Raw genomic sequence first — 18,586 nt, 5'->3', positions numbered from 1 at the left:
CTATTGGATCATTTTTTTTGTGGAGTTCTCTAAACATCTTTGAGTATCCGTTGCCGAACGCAGCCATTTATATGACTCCTTCTGTTCTATCGGCAATTTGTGGTACTTTCGCTCATGCTTATCCGCATGGTTGATGTCTCTAGTCCATAAATGTACTGTGCTTATCCCCAAAGGAAATCCATTTTCTGCATCCAATATTAGGGTGGGATGAATATAAAATCCTACATCTGTGTTGTTTCCTACTACACCTATTCCCTTTGCTTTTAACCTGCCTACATGAGCCTGCAAGTTAATTTCGCTGGTATCACTTATTGCTAATATATGCTTTCCTTCTACCTGTAACACGCACTGGTCTGACAGGCTTCGGACTAATTCTCCTACTGTCACATTCTCATTTTCCAAAAAGCGGTAATATCCCACTTGTTCTGCTCTATTTTTACTGATTTGACGAATGCTGACTGATTGATGTTTTCCCATTGCTTCGTACAATGCTGCCCCCTTTTTATCAGTCGAGGGTCTCCAAATGCTTTTCCCTCAACCAATTGAGCGTGAATTCTTATTGGATTTTCCACCATCTCTTACTCCCCACAACTCCTTCTGTTATTAGTTTACTTGGACTTGTGTGTACACCGTAGGCCCGCAAGCAGGGTAGGGTGTTAGAAAATTTTGTAAGATACAGCGCTTCCGCCTGTTATAAGGTACACTAGGTTAAAGTACACTAGGTTAAAATATAAATACTTTTAAATGAAGTCATACTCTATCGAGCTTCGAGAAAAAATAGTTGCAGCACATATTCAAAAAAATATCTCAATCAGGAAAGTAGCTAACATATTTTCTGTCTCAAAGAGTTTAGTGCAAAAGCTTGTAAAACAACAAAAACTTGAAGGAAATTTACAACCAAAGCCGCGAGGAAAACCACAATTTAGTCATCTGACAAATGCTGACATAGAGTTAAGAGAATTAGTTGAAGCACATCCAGATGCAACATTGATAGAGTTGTGTGAATTATTTGCAGACAAAACTGGTAATTGGGTAGGTCGAAGTGCAATGTGTCGTGCCTTACAAAAATTAGGATTAAATCGTAAAAAAAAACATTGCGGAGTAGTCAAGCAGCAACAGAAAGAGTTCAAAAACTAAGAGTAGAATATTGGGAACAGGTCAGAGATATAGATCGAGATAACTTAGTATTCCTAGATGAGACAGGAGTTTTATTAGGTCTGGCAAGAACTCATGCGCGTTCGCAACAAGGAACAAGAGCTTACGACCAAAAACCATTTTATAGAGGTGTAAAAGTCACAGTAATTGGAGCAATTAGTATTAAAAAAGTAGTGGCATTAATGACGATGAATAACTCAATGGATAGCCAAGCATTTGATGTATTCATTGAGAAGTTTTTAGCGCCTAATTTATGGACAGGAGCAGTAGTCGTCATGGATAACTTACCTGCCCATAAACTAGCATCAATTGTACCAATGATTGAAGCTGTAGGTGCGAAAGTTATTTGTTTATCCTCATACTCTCCTGATTTTAATCCAATCGAGTTATGGTGGTCACAACTCAAATCTTTTTTACGCAGTTTTGCTCCAACTACAACAGAAATGGTTGATACAGTAATCTCAGTTGCACTCGACTTAATGAATCCTCAACATTTAAAAAACTGGTTTACTAATTGTTGCTATTGTACCTCATAACACCGGGAAGTGCTGTATGTATTTTTTTATAAGTCTAGAAAGACTCATTTTTCTGCAATAGCTTGTTCTATACAAACCTTCATTTTTTCTGATAAAGATTTGACATAGGGTTCATTAAAAATGGAGAAGTGGTTTCCTGGAACATGGTGGATATCCAAACCCCCTAAAGCCAATTCACTCCAACCCATGTTTGGATCTACTTCTTGTCCATTAGTTACAGGACGTTCTTCTGCTCGAAATACAGTGACTTGACCTGTATAAGCTTTTGGAACATATTCTTTAGCAGCCTGTTTGTTAAAATCTTTAATTTTTACTTGTTTGCGGTAGGTGTAAGGTAAGATTCGGGATATGTTCAGGTAAACTTTAAAGGCAAACTTCCGTAGTCTTTGTTTGAGCATATACTCAAGCCAACTACTCTTTCCTTCTATTTGCTGAAGAATGTAGTTAGGCCCAACTTCTAAAAGATTATTCAAGTGTCGAGAAATTCGTTTTGGCGCTGGTATTGAGTTGATAGTAGTTTTGCGACAAGTTGGATTACTAGTATCAAATATCGCTAGTAAAGCAACTTTTTGACCCTGCGCCACTAATTGTTGAGCCATTTCCCAAACTACTAGACCACCAAAAGAGTAGCCTCCTAAAAAATAAGGCCCTTGAGGTTGGATAGTTTGTATCTCTTTAATATAGTGAGCCGCCATTTTATCAACGCGAGTCAGGGGGGTTTGTTTTCCATCTACACCTCTAGCTTGTAGTGCATAAAATGGCTGGTTTGAACCAAGATAGTTAGCAAAATCCCGATAATAAAGAATACTTTCACCAGCCCCATGAACACAAAATAAAGGTGGCTTATAACCATTGGTTTGAAGAGGTACTAGTGATGACCAAGGTAGCCATTCTCCTGTTTTTAGGTTAGTTTGATTCTCATCCTCAATTATTAACTTTTCCAGTTGTGAGTCATTGCTTTTTGAAAATCTGGCGATCGCTTTGCTCAAAAAGTGTTTAAATAACCCTTGTGCTTGCTCACTATTAGGTTGAATAGTGAGTGATTTATCGCGCAGTAAATTAGCTAATTGCTCAACAGTTGGGGCTTGTAAAAGAATAGATAGAGGCAGAGTTTTGCCAAATATTTTTTCAATCTCAGCGAAAAGACGTACTGCAATTAATGAGTGACCACCCAAATTGAAAAAGTTGTCTGTTATTCCAATCGGGCGAATTCCTAAAACGCTTTCCCAGATTTCTGTTAGCTGAATTTGCAATGGATCTTCTGCTCTAACAAATGTTTTTTCTATTTTAGAATTAGTTTGATCAAGCGCAGATAAGGCTTTACGATCAACTTGACCATTAGCATCCAATGGCAAAGAATCCACTATCACAAAAGCAGAAGGCAACAAATACTCAGGCAGCTTTTGTTGGAGAAAACTCAGCAGTTGCTCACTCCCAAAAATCTCCCCTTGTTTGGGGACAAGATAAGCAACTAAACATTTATCCCCAGGAACATCTTCTTTGGCAATCACAACAGTTTTTTGCACACCTGGATATTGACCCAAAATTGTTTCAATTTCAGCCAACTCAATACGAAAGCCGCGAATTTTAGCCTGATTATCTAGGCGGCCCAAAAACTCAATATTGCCATCACTCAAGTAGCGTCCTAAGTCACCACTTTTGTAAAGGTATGACCCAGATTCGCTGCTAAAGGGGTTGGAGACAAATTTCTCAGATGTTAAGTCTGGGCGGTTAAAGTAGCCTTGAGCAACACCGATACCACTGATGTAGATTTCGCCAGTAACGCCAATTGGAAGGGGTTGCGATCGCTGATCGAGAATATAGATTTTTGTATTGGCGATCGCTCTTCCTATAGGAATTTCTGACCGAATGTTACTGGCTTCAGTGGCAGTTTCTGGATCGTAAACTGTGGCGGTTAAAGTTGTTTCTAGCGATCCATAAGCATTTAGCCAGCGTACTTGCTTGCCAACTTTTTCTATCCAAGTTAAATAAGCATTGCGTGAGACTTTTTCACCACCAACCATAACTAAGCGCAAGCTAACTGGCAAGGTTTGTGGATACACAGATAACTCGTTAACTAACTCATACCAAAAAGAAGTGGGTAGATTAACAACAGTAATCTGTTGTTGAGCAATGAATGGGAAAAACTGCGCCGTCGAGTTTTGTAAACCTTGAGACTGGAGAATTGCGGTAGCACCAGCGATCCAACAGGGAAACAGTGATTCAATGAACGTGTTACAACTGATACTAAATATTAGTAGTAAGCGATCGCTCTGAGTCAACTCCCAAGTATCACTGATTGCTAGACTGTGAGTAACGAGATTGCGTTGGGTAATGGCTATACCGTTAGGTTTTCCATTGGAGCCGGACACATACATCACACAGGCGAGAGTCTGCTCTGTGGTGTAACAGCCTAGATTTTCAGTTGTATGTAGAGCGATCGCTTCCCAATCACTATCCAAACAGATAACTTGTGCCTGATGCTCAGAAAGTTTCTCAACTAATGAGCTTTGGGTTAATACTAAGGATATTTGGGCATCTTCTAAAATGAAAGCCAGATTATCTTGCCCAGATGTCGGTGCTATGGATACGTAAGTTCCCCCTGCTTTAAAAATACCCAACAGCCCCACAATCATTTCCAGGGAAGGCTCTAAATTAAGACCGACGAGTACCCCCGATTTTACCCCTAGAGTTTGCAAATAGCGGGCTAGTTGATTTGCACGCTGGTTGAGTTCATGATAAGTTAGTTGCTGATTTTCAAAGGTTAATGCAATATTATTTGGAGTTCGTTTAGCTTGAGCCTCAAACCACTGATGGATACAAGTATTTTGGGGATAATCAGCCTGTTTGCCATGCCAATCAACCAACACTTGATGTTGTTCACCTGCTGTCAACAGGGGTAATTCAGATATCGGCTGATCGGGATTAGCAACAATACCTTCGAGTAAAGTTTTGAAGTGTCCTAACATCCGCTCTATGGTACTGGCATCAAACATTTCGGCATTGTAATCAAATACCATGCCCAGACCATTATCCTGTTCCCGCAAGACTAATGTCAGATCGTATTTGGTCTTGCCATGATAAATGTAGCCAAATAGAGAAGTGATAGTCAGATCGGGTAGTTGCACAGATGCCATGCCACGACCATTCGACCAAGGAGGATTAAGGGAGAATTTTACCTGAAATAAAGATGAACTATTGCGACTTTGTTGTTCTGGTTTAAGTTCTTCAATTAGCCTTTCAAAAGGTAGGTCTTGATAGGTATAAGCTTCTAAGCAATCCTTACGCACTCGGTCTAGGAATTGTCGGAAAGTTGGGTTTCCAGCTAAGTTACTTCGCAATACCAGGGTATTAGAAAAAAATCCAATCAGACCTTCGGTTTCTACTTGTCCCCGTCCGGCACTGGCAAAGCTAATGAGTAGGTCTTCTTGTCCAGAATAACGATAGAGTAATAGGTTAAACACTGTCAGTAGAGTCATGAACAGGGTAACACCCCATTTTTGACTCAGGTCTGTCAGAGCATGGTTCAGCGTCTTTGGTAGTAGCAAGGCGGCGCGATCGCCTCGATAGGTTTGTACACCTTGAGGACGGGGATGATCGTAAGGTAAGTCAATGATCGGTAAATTGCCTTCTAGCTTTTGCTTCCAGTAGTTTACCTGTGACTCTAAAACTTCTCCTTGGAGCCATTGATATTGCCAATTGGTAAAATCGGCATACTGCACTGGCAAGGGAGTTAAAGGAGAAGTCTTTCCTGCCGACAATGCTTTATAGATGTTAGTGAAGTCTTGATAGAATAAATCCGAAGAAGCTCCATCACAAACTATGCAATGCATATTCCAGATCAGCAGATGCTCGCGATCACTCAACCGCAGCAGCAGCAAGCGCAAAATCGGGCCATTTGCTAAATCAAAGGGTTGATGAGCTTCTTTAGTTGCCAATAAGTGAGCTTCTGCCTCCCGTTCTTCATCGGGTACTTGCCGCAAGTCAATTATTGGCAATGTCAAGGAAACATCGCTAGAGATAACTTGAGTAGGCTTACCATTCACGGCTGGAAAAGTTGTCCGCAGAACTTCATGGCGGCGGACGACTTCTTTCAAACTTTCCTCTAAGACAGCAACATTGAGATTCCCCGTAAAACGCACCACAACTGGCATATTGTTTGAGGAACTATCGGGTTCAAACTGATGAAGAAACCATATCCGTTGCTGACCAAAGGAAAGCGGCAAGTTGCCATTCCGTTCACAAGGGACAATTGGAGGAATCTGTGAATTTGCGGCTGTGGTAATTCGCCGGAGAAAGTTAATGATTTCGGCTTTTTGAGTTTTTAGCTCAGTCAGCAATTCCGGTGTAAGACTATCTTTTGCTGCCCGGTAGCGTAAGCGTTCGCCCTCTAGCCAAAGTTTGACATCGCGCTGACGTAGCTCAGATAGTAATTCATCTAATGTTTTCATAGCTCACCTTCCTCATAATCACCAGCTGTTTCACTGTCAGCAGTCTGAACACCTTGGGTTGCCCAAAGCAGAATTTCAACCCGTTCAGCCAAATCGGCTACCGTGGTAATTCAAATAAATTGGACATCAGGATTTCCACTTCCAAAGCTTGGCGCAGTCGAGAAACCACTTGAATTCCTAGTAGAGAATATCCACCCAGTTCAAAAAATTGTCGTAAATCCCAACTTTCTTGACATTCAAAACCTGTGTCCAGATATCTGCAATCTGCTGTTCAATGGGACTGCGAGGTGCGACATAATTTGCTTCCAATTCTGGACGGAAAGAATCAGGTTTTGGCAGCGCCCGCCGATCAATTTTGCCGTTAGCATTTAGCGGTAAAGCTTCTAGTGCCATAAAAATCTTTGGCACCATATATTCAGGAAGCTGCTGTTTCAAGAATCGCCGTAATTCCGAAATGATTTGCGGGCTATCTTGACCAGTTTCTGCTACAAAATAACCTACCAGTAATTTATCACCAGGAGTATCTTCTCGAACAATTACTACCGCTTCTTTTATTGCCGGATATTGCAAAAGTGCGATTTCAACTTCACCCAATTCTATGCGGAAACCGCTTACTTTTACTTGGTGGTCAATACGACCGAGATATTCAATCTCTCCATCTGGTAAATAGCGCCCCAAATCTCCAGTTTTATATAAACGTGATTGAGGATTTTGGCTAAAAGGATTGGCAATAAATCTTTCAGCAGTCAGATCCGGGCGATTGAAATATTCTCGTGCTAGACCGTCGCCACCAATATGTAATTCACCCGTGATTCCAATCGGAACTGGTTGTAAATGGGAGTCTAAGATATAAACTTGGGTATTAGCGATAGGGCGACCAATAGGAATAGAAGCCCCTGACTTTAACGGTGCTGTGATGTCATAACAGCAAGCAAAAGTTGTACTTTCTGTTGGCCCATAACCATTAATCAGTTTACAGTTTTCTACCGTGCTGATAAATTTTTGGACGTGGGGAACCGATAAAACATCGCCACCCGCTAACAGTTGACGTAAGGGTTTTAAAGCATGAATTTTTTCATCGACTATCAGATGGAACAAACCTGCCGTTAGCCACAGGGTTGTCACCTGATGCTGTTGAATAATTTGCCCTAATTCGTCTAAAGATGGGGTATGGGGAGGGAATATTACTAGTTTTGCACCGTTAAGCAAACAACCCCAAATTTCAAAGGTTGAAGCGTCGAAGGAAATGGGACTAATTTGCAAAAATACTTCTTTGGCGGTGAGACTTACATAGTTAGTATCTTTGACTAATCTAACTACACCTTGATGGATAACACTAACACCCTTGGGCTGACCTGTAGAACCAGATGTGTACATTACATAAGCTAGGTTGTCAGCTTTGACACTAGCAATTGAATTCTCTGGTGTTTTGTGGTTGATGGTATCCCAGTCGGTGTCTAGACAAATTATGCTTGCTGTGTGATTTGGTAGCTTGTCAATTAGCTGTTTTTGGGTCAATAATAATTTGATCTGAGTATCTGAAAGCATGAAAGCCAAGCGTTCTTGCGGATAACCCGGATCTAAGGGTACGTAAGCTCCACCTGCTTTCAGAATCCCTAAAAGACCTACTACCATTTCTAAGGAGCGTTCCACGCAGATCCCCACAAGAACATCTGTGCCGACTCCTAGTGTTTGCAGATATTGCGCTAATTGATTCGCGCGAATATTTAACTCTCGATAAGTAAGTTGCTGTTCTTGAAATACCAACGCTACTGCATCGGGGGTACGCTCAACCTGCTCTTCAAATAACTGATGAATAGATTTATCTTGAGGATAATTTGTTTGAGTCTGGTTCCATGTTGTTAATAACTGTTGCTCAACTGCTGGTATAATCGGCAATTTAGCAATCGTTTGATTTGGGTTAGTAACTATACCCAATAACAATGTTTCAAACTCTGCCATCCGGTTGCGAATAGTGCCAGCATCAAATAAATTAGTGTTGTACTGACATTCCAGGGTCATTTGACCATGTAATTCCGTAGCATTGATGAACAGTTCAAAGTTCTCGAATGCACGGGGGTTAGAGAAAAATTCTACCTCCAGCCCGGTGAAGGGGAGTTTATCACTGTCTAAACCCTGATCGATATTAAATGTAATGGGAACTAAGGGAATGCGGCTAGAATCCCGTGGCAAAACTAATTTTTTGACCAGACTACCAAAGGTAAATTGTTGATGGTCATAAGCATCTAAGACAGCCGATCGCCGCGATCGCAAGTAGTCGCTGAAAGATTTTTCGCCATCAACTTGGCTACGCAATGGTAGTAAATTTACACAATGACCTACGAGATTATATTGCCCCAAAGCAGCTTGCCCGGCGGCTGGAATCCCTACAACCAAATCATTTTGTCCTGTCAGACGGTGCAACCAGACTTCGAATCCTGCGAGGATAGTGGTCATAAAGCTACAACCGAGTTTTGTCCCTAGTTGTTTGAGGTTGGCAACTAATTCGGGATTTAAATGCCAATCTTCACGGGCGGCGTTAAAGGTTCTAAGTGGTGGACGAGGACGATCACTAGGGAAATCCAGCACAGGTACAGTGTCAGCAAATTGTTGCAACCAGTATTGTTCTGTGGCGATCGCTTCTGGACTATCCGCCTCTTCTTCCTGCAAAGTTGCATATTCACTTAAGTAGTCTGGTTCTTCTAATTCAGGAACAATACCTTGTATCAAGCCAGAATAGAGTTTACCCAAATCTGGCATTAGTACTGCCCAAGACCAACCATCACAAATAATATGATGGGCTGTCAAAATCGCTAGATGCTCCTGCGACTGCAATTTAACGATTTTTGCTCGAAATAGAGGCCCATGTTCCAAATCAAAAGGTTGCTCTACCTCTTGTCGTAAGATACTAGCTAATTTTTTTTGTTTATCCTGTAGTTCCAGATTAGAAAGATCAATAATAGGGATTTCAATTTGTCGAGAAGCAACAATGCAGAGTGTATTGCCATTCGTGCTAAAAGTTGTCCGTAGTGCTTCATGACGTTGTACTAACTTTTCCAGCGCAGATTGGAAAAGTTTGACATCAAGTTCGCCTTTTAGTCGCAGAGATTGGGATTCGTTATAAGCACAATTGGCAGCATCCCCCATTTGCACAGAAGCCCAAATTTCTTTTTGTGATTCTGTGGCAGGAGCGGTTAGAAGTAATTCTCCATCTGCAAATGGATCAAAATCAACCGCAGTTAAACTGGATTGGTAATCTACAGGTGATAAGCTCATACAACTCTATTATTTTCTTAATTTATTCAATGTGGTTAAATTTCAATCTGTCTTGGCAAACTACTGGCGCTCAATACATTCTTTACGCAAGATTGTAGACTTTAAATAATTACGAGCAGGAACTTCTACAAATCTATATGTCAATGATGCAGCGATCAATACCATCATAAGAAATACTACTAAAGATGTCAATGCTTCGTATTCCGTGAATCCTTTGCCCAACTCGTTGTGAAATCCATAAATCCAGAACAGCTTTAACAATTCTTGAATAAACCAATGAACCATATAAATTGAGTAGGATATAGTACCGAGATATAGCATTATTCGGGAATTTAAAAATTTTGATATCGCACCATTATTGTTGACAGATATAGCTAAAATAAGTATAGAAAAAGCTGGCAAAACAATCCAATCATGAAGGCTACGCCAATGATGCCAGTAGGAATGCATAATCATAATTATCCAAGTTATGGCTATAATTGCCAGGAAATTAAGATTAAAATACTTTCTATAATTACCTCTACGATAGACTTTATAAGTGATAAGACCAAGTATGCACTCTAGTCCGCATCTAGCTATCGAAGGTATGCCAATAATACTATCTAAATTGCCACGGGTAAAAGTGATTAGTAGTAATATACTGAAGAGAGTAAAACTATAAATTATCAAATCATTTTTTTCGCTACTCCTTAATAAAAAAAATAATAACAATGGAAATATACAGTAAACAACAAACTCTACACTGATTGACCAAGCAGGTTCATTCCAATAGGTATTACACCAAAATAAAGGTGGACAATTCAAATCGAATGCTTGTAGAAGGAAAATGTTTGCAAAAAGAGCAGTTAAGTTAAATTTACCAGTGAAAGCAGAATGATTTAGTAAAAAAAATTTGATAAATTCTAATCCAATAAACAGAGATAAAATAAATATATGTAAAGGATAAATTCTGGCAAAACGCGAAAACAAATACGAACGGTAGTTATCTAAGCTTATTTTTGAGTAAAAATCTTCTGCATAGACGTGGGTCATGATAAAACCACTTAGAATAAAGAAAAAGTCAACCCATAAATATCCATTTTTAAAGAAATTACTATAGTTTGATAAAGTTGAACCTGTTTTAGGTAAAGCGTAATATGAAAAATGGAGTATAACAACAATTAAAGCTGCTATACCACGCATAGAAGTAAGAGATTTAATGTGTTTATACATTGATTCTTTTGGGTATCAATAATGAGTGAAGCATAAGTTTTGTATTGTTATTTTCAGTAGAACTTTGCTTGTTTAATGGATATTTATTTCTTTTTTAATTGTGTTTTGGTCATTTTGATATGACCAAAACACAAGGGGACAGTCTTTAAGTGTGCGGCAATTCCAATCTAACAATTAGAACATGATTTCTAGCTAATCCCTAAGTTGTAGATAAAAGCCGTAATACTTACGTAGAAAATTCTCGCTGTGTGAAATTATTTTTGCCAAAGGAAGCTATCAAAGTCATATCAAAACCTTAATGTTGGAAAATTGTTAGCTACTTTATTAAGGAAAATTGCTGTTTCAAAATAGTTTAGGAAACACTTGCAACTTGTAAATATTTTCCAGGACGCTCGGTATCGGGAATATACCAGGCGGGGTTCCCTTGTGGATCTCGTCCTAATTTGGCATCAGGTTGCGGAGGACGATTGCGTAGGCTGTTATTGGTAATTTCACGATTTGTTACTTCTACAGACGGTGCAGACAAAAAGCCAGCAGACTGCATTTCGGCAATAGTCTCCTTAAAAGCTGCCATTACGAAAGCCAAATCAGCTTCGGAATGAGCTGTGGTTAAGAAGCAAGGACGGTGATCCCAAATATGTACTCCCCGATCGCGTAGCAAGTAAAATAGTAAATCTCCGTAGGCGAACTCTGGTGCAGATTTCACCATGAACAGGGAGCCGAAATTATAAGCTGTGAAGGGTGCTTGAACTTGCTGGAAATAACCCATGAGTTCCGCTACAAATTTATCGGTTCTTGCATTAAGATTTTGCTGTAAGCTGGGGCCACTCTTCTGCAAATGCTGAAGTACTGCTTTGGCGGCTGCTAGTGCTAGAGGATGGCGGACAAAGGTACCCGCAAAGTAAGTCACCCCTACCTCTGGAACGGAGTCATCGCCAAACTGCCAAAATCCACCATCCAAAGCATCCATATATTGCGATTTGCCAGCAATGACTCCAATTGGTAGTCCACCGCCCACAATCTTCCCGTAGGTCGCTATGTCTGCCTTTATACCGAAGTGGGCTTGAGCGCCACCTGGGTGAATTCTGAATCCGGTAACGATTTCATCAAAGATTAGGGCAATACCAGCTTCTTCCGTAAAATCACGTAATTGCTGAAGGAATTCCTTGGGCTGGTATTCAGGGCGACGGCTTTGCACAGATTCCACCATTACTGCTGCTAACTCATCAGCTCGGCTTCTGAGGATTTCTAAAGACTCAGGTGAATCGTAGTCCACCACCAAAATGTTCTCTACCATTTCGGGTGGGATACCAGGAGCAGCAGGAATTGACCGGAGTTTTTTTGTACCCCGAACAATTACTTCATCCAAAATTCCGTGATAAGCTCCAGAAAAGATGGCAATTAAGTTACGCCCTGTGATGGTGCGTGCCATCCGCATCGCTCCCAAAACCGCTTCTGAACCTGTGTTACAAAAGGCTGCTCGATCAAAGTTAGTCAACTCACACATCAGCTTCGCCACCTCTCCAACTAAGGGAGTTTGCGGCCCAATTTCCATACCGAGTTTGAGTTGTGCTTCAATTGCTTCGGTAATGAAAGGTGGCGACCAACCAAACAAATTCAAGCCAAAGCCATTGCTTAAATCGACATATTCATTGTCATCAACATCCCAAAGTTTAGAACCTGACGAACTAGAGACGACAATGGGGTAAACCATCTCTTTCATCGTCGGGTTAAACCCAGAAACAGTTCTTGGATCTGCTAAGTAAGGGCGATGAGATTGAGTAAATTCTTTAGATTTTTGAGTCCGTTTTGTATATCTTTGGATAATTTTGTCTAAATTAGTGCGTTGTTGCGTTGTTAGAGTCTTAGTCTGGGTCTTTTCAATTCGAGCAGCCGCACCAAATGCTTTTTTCGCACCATTTGACTCTGTGTCTACCGATGCTGATTCTTTGCTCTTTTGGGTTGGGGGGATAGATACAGCATTTTGTGGCTTGACACCATTATTTTGAGATGTCGCGGCAGGTACAACTGGGACTGTTAAAGATTGGCTGTTATTACCCAATAGCGCCAATTGCTGGCTCATAATTTGTAGCTGCTGATTAATCACACTTTCTAGGACGCTATTAGATGCAGCAGGTTGGAGGGAAATCTTAGGTGCAGATCCATTTGATCCATTTCTATGAACTTCATGCACTACCAAAGTGGGTGATGTGGTTGCAGGTGCAGGTTCTGGCAATGGTGGTTCTGAAATGGGGTCTGCAACGGTTTCTGTTAATCCTAGTGCAGATAAAGCTTCGGGAGACATGGCTTGATTGATCAAGTCAGCCAACGTTACTAAGTTTGGGCAAATTTCTAGTAACTGCCTAAGTGTTACCTTAACTTTAAATTTTTTCTTCAAAGCTAACCCGACCTGCGTTAGAGATAAGGAATCTAATCCCATTTCTAAAAATGTTGTCGAGTCGTCAACATTAGCAATTTCCAATCCTGATGTTTCTTCGATAATTTCTTTGAGCAGGGGAATAAGCTTTTGCTGAGGGGATGTTGTCATAGTTTGGATTTTTTCTAATAACTGGGGATTTGCAAGTTTGGGAGTTGCTGCACGATTGGGATGAGGTGGAGGATCAATCCAGAAGCGTTGGCGTTCAAAGGGATAGGTAGGCAGAGAAATTCGTTGTCGCGTTTCCCTTTGATAGAAATTGCTCCAGTCAATAGATACTCCTGCTAGCCACAGTTGTCCTACTGCCTTGAGTAATGCCGTCCATTCGGCTTCGTTCTCTGCGTTATCACCCAGAGAAGGAATCGCTATCTGTTGTTTAATATCTTTTGCTTGTTGGCGGGCTAAGGTTGTAGTTGTGATTCGTGGCCCGACCTCTAACAGTAGGCGTTCTGGCTCCTGCCAGATTGTTTGTATCCCCTCTGCAAATCGAACAGTCTGACGTAGATGTGTAGCCCAATACATCGGATCAGTTGCTTGCTGGGCTGTAATCCAGTCGGCGGTAACTGTGGAAACAAAGGGAATTTGCGGAGGTGATAATTTAACTTTCCCAACGACCTCAGCAAAGGGGGCAATAATGCTATCCATCATAGGAGAGTGGAAAGCGTGAGAAGTGTGTAAATGGCGACAAACAACTTCTTCGCTTTCTAATTGTTTTTGCAGAGTTGCGATCGCTTCTGTAGGGCCAGAAACTACACACAGGGAAAGGCCATTAATTGCAGCGATCGCAAGTTCTGTACTCAGTCGCGGCTCTACCTCTTTGGCTGGTAGGCGCACTGAGAGCATGGCCCCTGTCGGTAATCCCCACATGAAGCGACCGCGAATTGCAACCAACATCAGCGCATCTTCTAAGGAAAATACACCCGCTATACAGGCGGCGACAAATTCACCAATACTGTGACCAATCATTGCTTGGGGCTTGACTCCCCAACTCTGCCACAGTTTTGCTAAAGCGTATTCAATAACAAATAATGCTGGTTGGGTAAAGCAGGTTTGCCGCAGGGAGATAGCCGCAGTTTCGCGGTCGCTCGGTGCGGGATACATGATTTCTCGCAAATCCTTGCGCAACAAAGGTTTAAGGATTTCCGTACATTCATCTACTACCTCCTGAAATACAGGTTCGCGGTTGTAGAGATTCAGCCCCATGTTCACATATTGCGACCCTTGTCCGGGGAACATGAAGACAACGGCTGGATTGCGGATTTCTGTATGTCGGGTATTTACTTGATTTGGATCTAAAGATTGCAGAACTGCGATCGCATCTGTGATATCGTGACAAACTATACTGCGTCGGTAGTTGAAGGCTTTACGCCCTCGCTGTAGGGTATAAGCTACATCAGCTAAATTAATTTCGGCATTATACTGCAAATGCTGCTGCAAATTTGCGGTTGCAGCCTCTAAAGCTGTACTAGTTTTTGCCGATAGCAACAATAGCTGCTGTGGGCGCGAAGATCCTGAACTTTGGATTTGTGGCGCTTCTTCTAACACAATATGAGCATTAGTTCCGCCGACACCAAAGGAACTCACGCCGGCTCGTCGCGGAGTTTCACCCTCTGTCCATTCAGCGAGTTCGGTATTTACATAGAAGGGGCTGTTGGCAAAGTCAATTTTGGGATTGGGAGCCTCAAAATTTAAACTAGGGGGAATTTTTTTATAATGCAGGGCGAGAGCGGTTTTAATTAACCCTGCTACTCCAGCCGCCGCTACTAAATGTCCGACATTGCTTTTAAGAGAGCCGATGGCGCAAAATTGTTTAGCATCTGTATGTACACGAAATGCTTGGGTCAGCGCTTCAATTTCAATCGGGTCGCCCAAAGGTGTTGCTGTACCGTGAGCTTCAATATAAGAGATGCTTTCTGGGTGGAAGTTAGCATCAGCTTGTGCCATTGCAATGGCCTCTGCTTGTCCATCGACACTAGGAGCCGTAAAACTTACCTTATCAGCACCGTCATTATTGATACCAGATCCTCTAATTACAGCATAGATGCGATCGCCATCATTGAGTGCATCTTCTAAACGCTTGAGGACAACCACTCCTGCTCCATTGTTGAACATTGTGCCCTGAGCGCTGGCATCAAAGGGACGACAATGCCCATCCCCAGAGAGCATACTGCCTTCTTGAGCCATATAACCGCTATTTTGAGGTGTAGTCATAGATACACCACCAGACAAAGCCAAATCGCATTGATAGCTGGTTAAGGCTTGGCAAGCTTGAATAACTGCTACCAAAGAAGTAGAACAGGCTGTATTGACGCTGACGGCTGGGCCTTTGAGGTTGAGTTTGTAAGCGGCACGAGTTGTCAAAAAGTCTTTTTCATTTGCTAACATCGTTTGGAATTCGCCGATGCGATCGACAATTTCCATGCGTCCAGAGATGTGGTTAGCAAAATAAGTATTTTGACCACAACCAGCGTATAAACCAATCAAACCTTCAAAAGACTCTGATTCGTAACCAGCATTTTCTAGGGCTTCATAAACCAACTCCAGGAAAACTCTGGCTTGTGGATCCATAACCACAGCTTCGAGTGGATTAACACCAAAGAAGGCAGCATCAAAGGTTTCTCCCCCAGAAATAATTCCTCTAGCTTTTACGTAGCTAGGATCTTTGCAAAGGTTCGGGTCGATACTAGGGTCTAGTTCCTCATCTTCAAAGAAAGTCGTTGATTCTAATCCCTCACAGAGATTGCGCCAAAAGTCATCGACATTTCCAGCGCCAGGAAATCTTCCTACCATGCCAATAATGGCAACACCATCAAGAGGATCTTGGTTATCGGATGCTTGGATATTTACCATTGTTTAAACACCTTGTTGATGATTACGGCGACGTGTCCGAGCTGTTTGCTGGCGTTGAGCGCGATTTTGCAGTTTGTCAGAAGACGGTTGGCTATTCTGTTTTGAAGTCAAATACTTTGCCAAAGAGCTAATCGTTGAATATTGAAATAGCTTTACAGCAGATAGCTCAATACTAAGTTCCTGTTGTACTCGCACAGCAACTTGGAGAATTGAGATTGAAGTTGCTCCCAAATCAAAGAAATTATCATCAATTCCAACGCGATCTATTTTGAGTAGCTCGGATAAAATGCTTGCAAGCAGACGCTCTAATTCAGTTTGAGGAGAAATATACGCTTGTTCCAGTTGCGGACGTTCTCTACTTGGTGCTGGCAATTTATTTCTATCTACTTTGCCATTTGCATTCAAAGGCAGTGATTCTAACATCACAAATGCCGATGGCATCATGTAATTAGGTAGTTGCTGTTGCAAGAAACTCCGTAATTTGTTGTGCGTATATCCACTGTTATGGTGAGGAACAATATAAGCTGTCAACTGTTTTTCATTTGTTTCGTCTTGACGAGCTAAAACGACAATTTCCCTAACATCAGGATGTTGTGCAATTTCTCGCTCAATTTCTCCTAGCTCAATTCGAAAACCACGAATCTTTACCTGATTGTCAATACGACCTAAGAACTCGATATTGCCATCTGAAAGATAACTAGCTAAATCTCCAGTTTTGTAAAGGCGCGTTGATAAATTGTTATCAAAAGAGTGAAAAATAAATTTTTCAGCAGTTAACTCAGGACGGTTTAAATAGCCTCTAGCTAATCCATCACCACCAATGTACAATTCGCCAGCTTCTCCAATTGATACTGCTTGGAGGTTGTTATCTAATATATAAACTTGAGTATTAGCAATTGGACGACCAATAGGAATAGATACACCTGGTTGCAGTGCTGCTGTTATAGGATGGCAGCAGGTAAAAGTTGTATTTTCAGTTGGCCCATAACCATTAATTAGCTGACAGTTCTCTACTGCTTGGAGAAACTTCTGCACATGGGGAACAGATAAGATATCGCCACCTGCTAAAAGTTGACGAAGTGATTTTAAAGCATCAAGTTTTTCATCCACTATCAGGTGGAATAATCCTGCTGTCAGCCAAAGAGTAGTAACTTGGTATTGCTGAATAATCTGCCCTAATTCTGCTAAAGATGGTGTATGAGAAGGGTAGATTATAAGCCGCCCACCGTTAAGTAAGCAACCCCAAATTTCAAAAGTTGAAGCATCGAAAGAAATAGGAGCAAGTTGCAGAATTACTTCTTCAGGTGTGAGGTGGACATAATTAGTTTCTTTGACTAACCTAACTACACCACGATGGATAACGCTAACACCTTTAGGTGTACCTGTAGAACCTGATGTATACATGACGTAAGCCAAATTATCAGGAGTGATACTAGTGGTTAGGTTCTCTTTTTTATTTTGGGCGATCTCATGCCAATCTGCATCTAGGCAAATTACAAATGCTGTATGAGGAGGTAATTTGGCAACTAGTTCTTTTTGAGTTAATAGGATTGATACTTGAGTATCTGATAGCATGAAAGCTAAACGTTCTTGTGGATACCCTGAATCTAGTGGTACATAACCTCCACCTGCTTTAAGGATAGCTAAAAGTGCTACAATCATTTCTAAGGAACGCTCTATGCAGATTCCTACAAGAGTTTCTGTGCCTACCCCCAGTGATTGCAGATGTTGTGCTAGTTGATTAGCACGACTATTCAAATCTCTATAGCTGAGATGCTGATTATTAAAGATTAGTGCTATAGCATCAGGTGTTTTTTCTACTTGTGCTTCAAACAACTGATGAATACATGTTTGCTGATGATAATCAGTTTGAGTACGATTACACTCGCTTAGTAGATGCTTTTGGGATTCTTTCAATAAATAATCTCGTTGTAAGTTATTTTCTGATAATGAGGTTTGACGCTCATCTACCAGCAATTCATTTTTATTTTTAGCCAATGAATTAGTTATTTGTTTCATATTTAATTTTCACAACAAATATATTTTTGGAAAAATATGTGGTTTTTAAGCGTTGCTGCATTTTTAACTCTACACATTTACGGGTTAACAATGCAGTTAATGTGACTATTAAAATATACAAAATCAGGATGATTACTGGCTACAAATTATTCAACTTTGTTTTAAAATTTATATGAAACATAATTTTGTATAGTAATCGATATAGATTTTGGATAAATTAATGAATTATGTAAATCGAGTACGGTATTGAGTGAGTAATGAGTAATTTAGTGTATTTAAGATAATGTTGTTCTTTTTCCTGCTTATATGTTTATTTACTAGTATTTTTACTTAGGCATAGTTTACTTTTTAGCTTTGAGATGATATTAAAAGACTAATTTAATAACAAGTTGTGCCGTAATCTTACAATGTTTGTATGAAAGGGCACTGACTTTAAGATTTAGTTTTCTTATTCTCGCCTATTTCCTCGAAATCATAGTAATTTTCAATACATCTTCATTGAAAATTAAAATTTTAGAGGTGGTTTTTAATGGGAGTATTAACTGTACGTTCGCTCATCTTGAGATGACGAGAAGAATTAATGCCTTGAAGAGCAAGGAAAACAGGGATTTTACCAGCTAGTAATGGAATCCCCTTGAGGGTAACGTTGG

8 protein-coding genes and 1 pseudogene are annotated in these 18,586 nt (G+C 40.8%); 2 read left to right on the top strand and 7 right to left on the bottom strand.

Annotated elements, in window-relative coordinates; translation table 11 throughout:
• Positions 1–6: 6 nt before the first annotated feature.
• Positions 7–477 (bottom strand): annotated as a pseudogene (locus ANSO36C_RS06535) (IS4-like element ISSysp3 family transposase); the annotation flags it as partial.
• A gap of 267 nt (positions 478–744) precedes the next feature.
• Here ANSO36C_RS06535 and ANSO36C_RS06530 point away from each other — a divergent pair.
• Together ANSO36C_RS06530 and ANSO36C_RS06525 are read left to right on the top strand one after the other, a co-directional pair.
• Positions 745–1,137: a helix-turn-helix domain-containing protein gene (locus ANSO36C_RS06530; RefSeq protein ID WP_251955951.1), complete on the top strand. Its 393-nt coding sequence runs from the start codon at positions 745–747 to the stop codon at positions 1,135–1,137.
• Positions 1,095–1,691 carry a transposase gene (locus tag ANSO36C_RS06525; RefSeq protein ID WP_251958877.1) on the top strand — a complete coding sequence of 199 codons (597 nt, stop codon included), beginning with the start codon at positions 1,095–1,097 and terminating at the stop codon, positions 1,689–1,691. Before ANSO36C_RS06530 ends, ANSO36C_RS06525 begins: the two co-directional genes overlap by 43 nt.
• Positions 1,692–1,735: 44 nt before the next feature.
• Here ANSO36C_RS06525 and ANSO36C_RS06520 read toward each other — a convergent pair whose 3' ends face one another.
• The 6 genes from ANSO36C_RS06520 to ANSO36C_RS06495 form a co-directional block, all read right to left on the bottom strand.
• The gene (locus tag ANSO36C_RS06520; RefSeq protein WP_251958876.1) at positions 1,736–6,142 is read right to left on the bottom strand and encodes an amino acid adenylation domain-containing protein; all 4,407 of its coding nucleotides are present in this window, start codon (positions 6,140–6,142) and stop codon (positions 1,736–1,738) included.
• Between the two features lie 97 nt (positions 6,143–6,239).
• Complete coding sequence (locus ANSO36C_RS06515) at positions 6,240–6,311, bottom strand: hypothetical protein (RefSeq protein ID WP_251960261.1); 72 nt, start codon at positions 6,309–6,311, stop codon at positions 6,240–6,242.
• An 8-nt stretch (positions 6,312–6,319) separates the two neighbouring features.
• A complete protein-coding gene (locus ANSO36C_RS06510) occupies positions 6,320–9,418 on the bottom strand; it encodes a non-ribosomal peptide synthetase (protein ID WP_251958875.1) in 3,099 nt (1,032 codons plus the stop codon).
• Positions 9,419–9,478: 60 nt separating this feature from the next.
• Positions 9,479–10,630 carry an acyltransferase family protein gene (locus ANSO36C_RS06505; RefSeq protein WP_251958874.1) on the bottom strand — a complete coding sequence of 384 codons (1,152 nt, stop codon included), beginning with the start codon at positions 10,628–10,630 and terminating at the stop codon, positions 9,479–9,481.
• Between the two features lie 352 nt (positions 10,631–10,982).
• Positions 10,983–15,917 (bottom strand): type I polyketide synthase, encoded by a 4,935-nt coding sequence (locus ANSO36C_RS06500; protein ID WP_251958873.1) that lies wholly within the window; start codon positions 15,915–15,917, stop codon positions 10,983–10,985.
• 3 nt (positions 15,918–15,920) lie between these two features.
• Complete coding sequence (locus ANSO36C_RS06495) at positions 15,921–17,936, bottom strand: non-ribosomal peptide synthetase (RefSeq protein WP_251958872.1); 2,016 nt, start codon at positions 17,934–17,936, stop codon at positions 15,921–15,923.
• Between the last annotated feature and the right edge of the window lie 650 nt (positions 17,937–18,586).

The organism is Nostoc cf. commune SO-36 (assembly GCF_023734775.1).
GTDB classification, from domain to species: Bacteria; Cyanobacteriota; Cyanobacteriia; order Cyanobacteriales; family Nostocaceae; genus Nostoc; species Nostoc commune_A.
Note: the sequence above shows the minus strand (reverse complement) of the source record. Positions and strands in the feature narration are given on the sequence as shown.

What these genes read in the sequence shown, in the direction of transcription:
- ANSO36C_RS06495 (WP_251958872.1), bottom strand. Translation starts at nt 17,936, where the DNA reads ATGAAACAAATAACTAATTCATTGGCTAAAAATAAAAATGAATTGCTG.
- ANSO36C_RS06500 (WP_251958873.1), bottom strand. Translation starts at nt 15,917, where the DNA reads ATGGTAAATATCCAAGCATCCGATAACCAAGATCCTCTTGATGGTGTT.
- ANSO36C_RS06510 (WP_251958875.1), bottom strand. Translation starts at nt 9,418, where the DNA reads ATGAGCTTATCACCTGTAGATTACCAATCCAGTTTAACTGCGGTTGAT.
- ANSO36C_RS06530 (WP_251955951.1), top strand. Translation starts at nt 745, where the DNA reads ATGAAGTCATACTCTATCGAGCTTCGAGAAAAAATAGTTGCAGCACAT.
- ANSO36C_RS06505 (WP_251958874.1), bottom strand. Translation starts at nt 10,630, where the DNA reads ATGTATAAACACATTAAATCTCTTACTTCTATGCGTGGTATAGCAGCT.
- ANSO36C_RS06520 (WP_251958876.1), bottom strand. Translation starts at nt 6,142, where the DNA reads ATGAAAACATTAGATGAATTACTATCTGAGCTACGTCAGCGCGATGTC.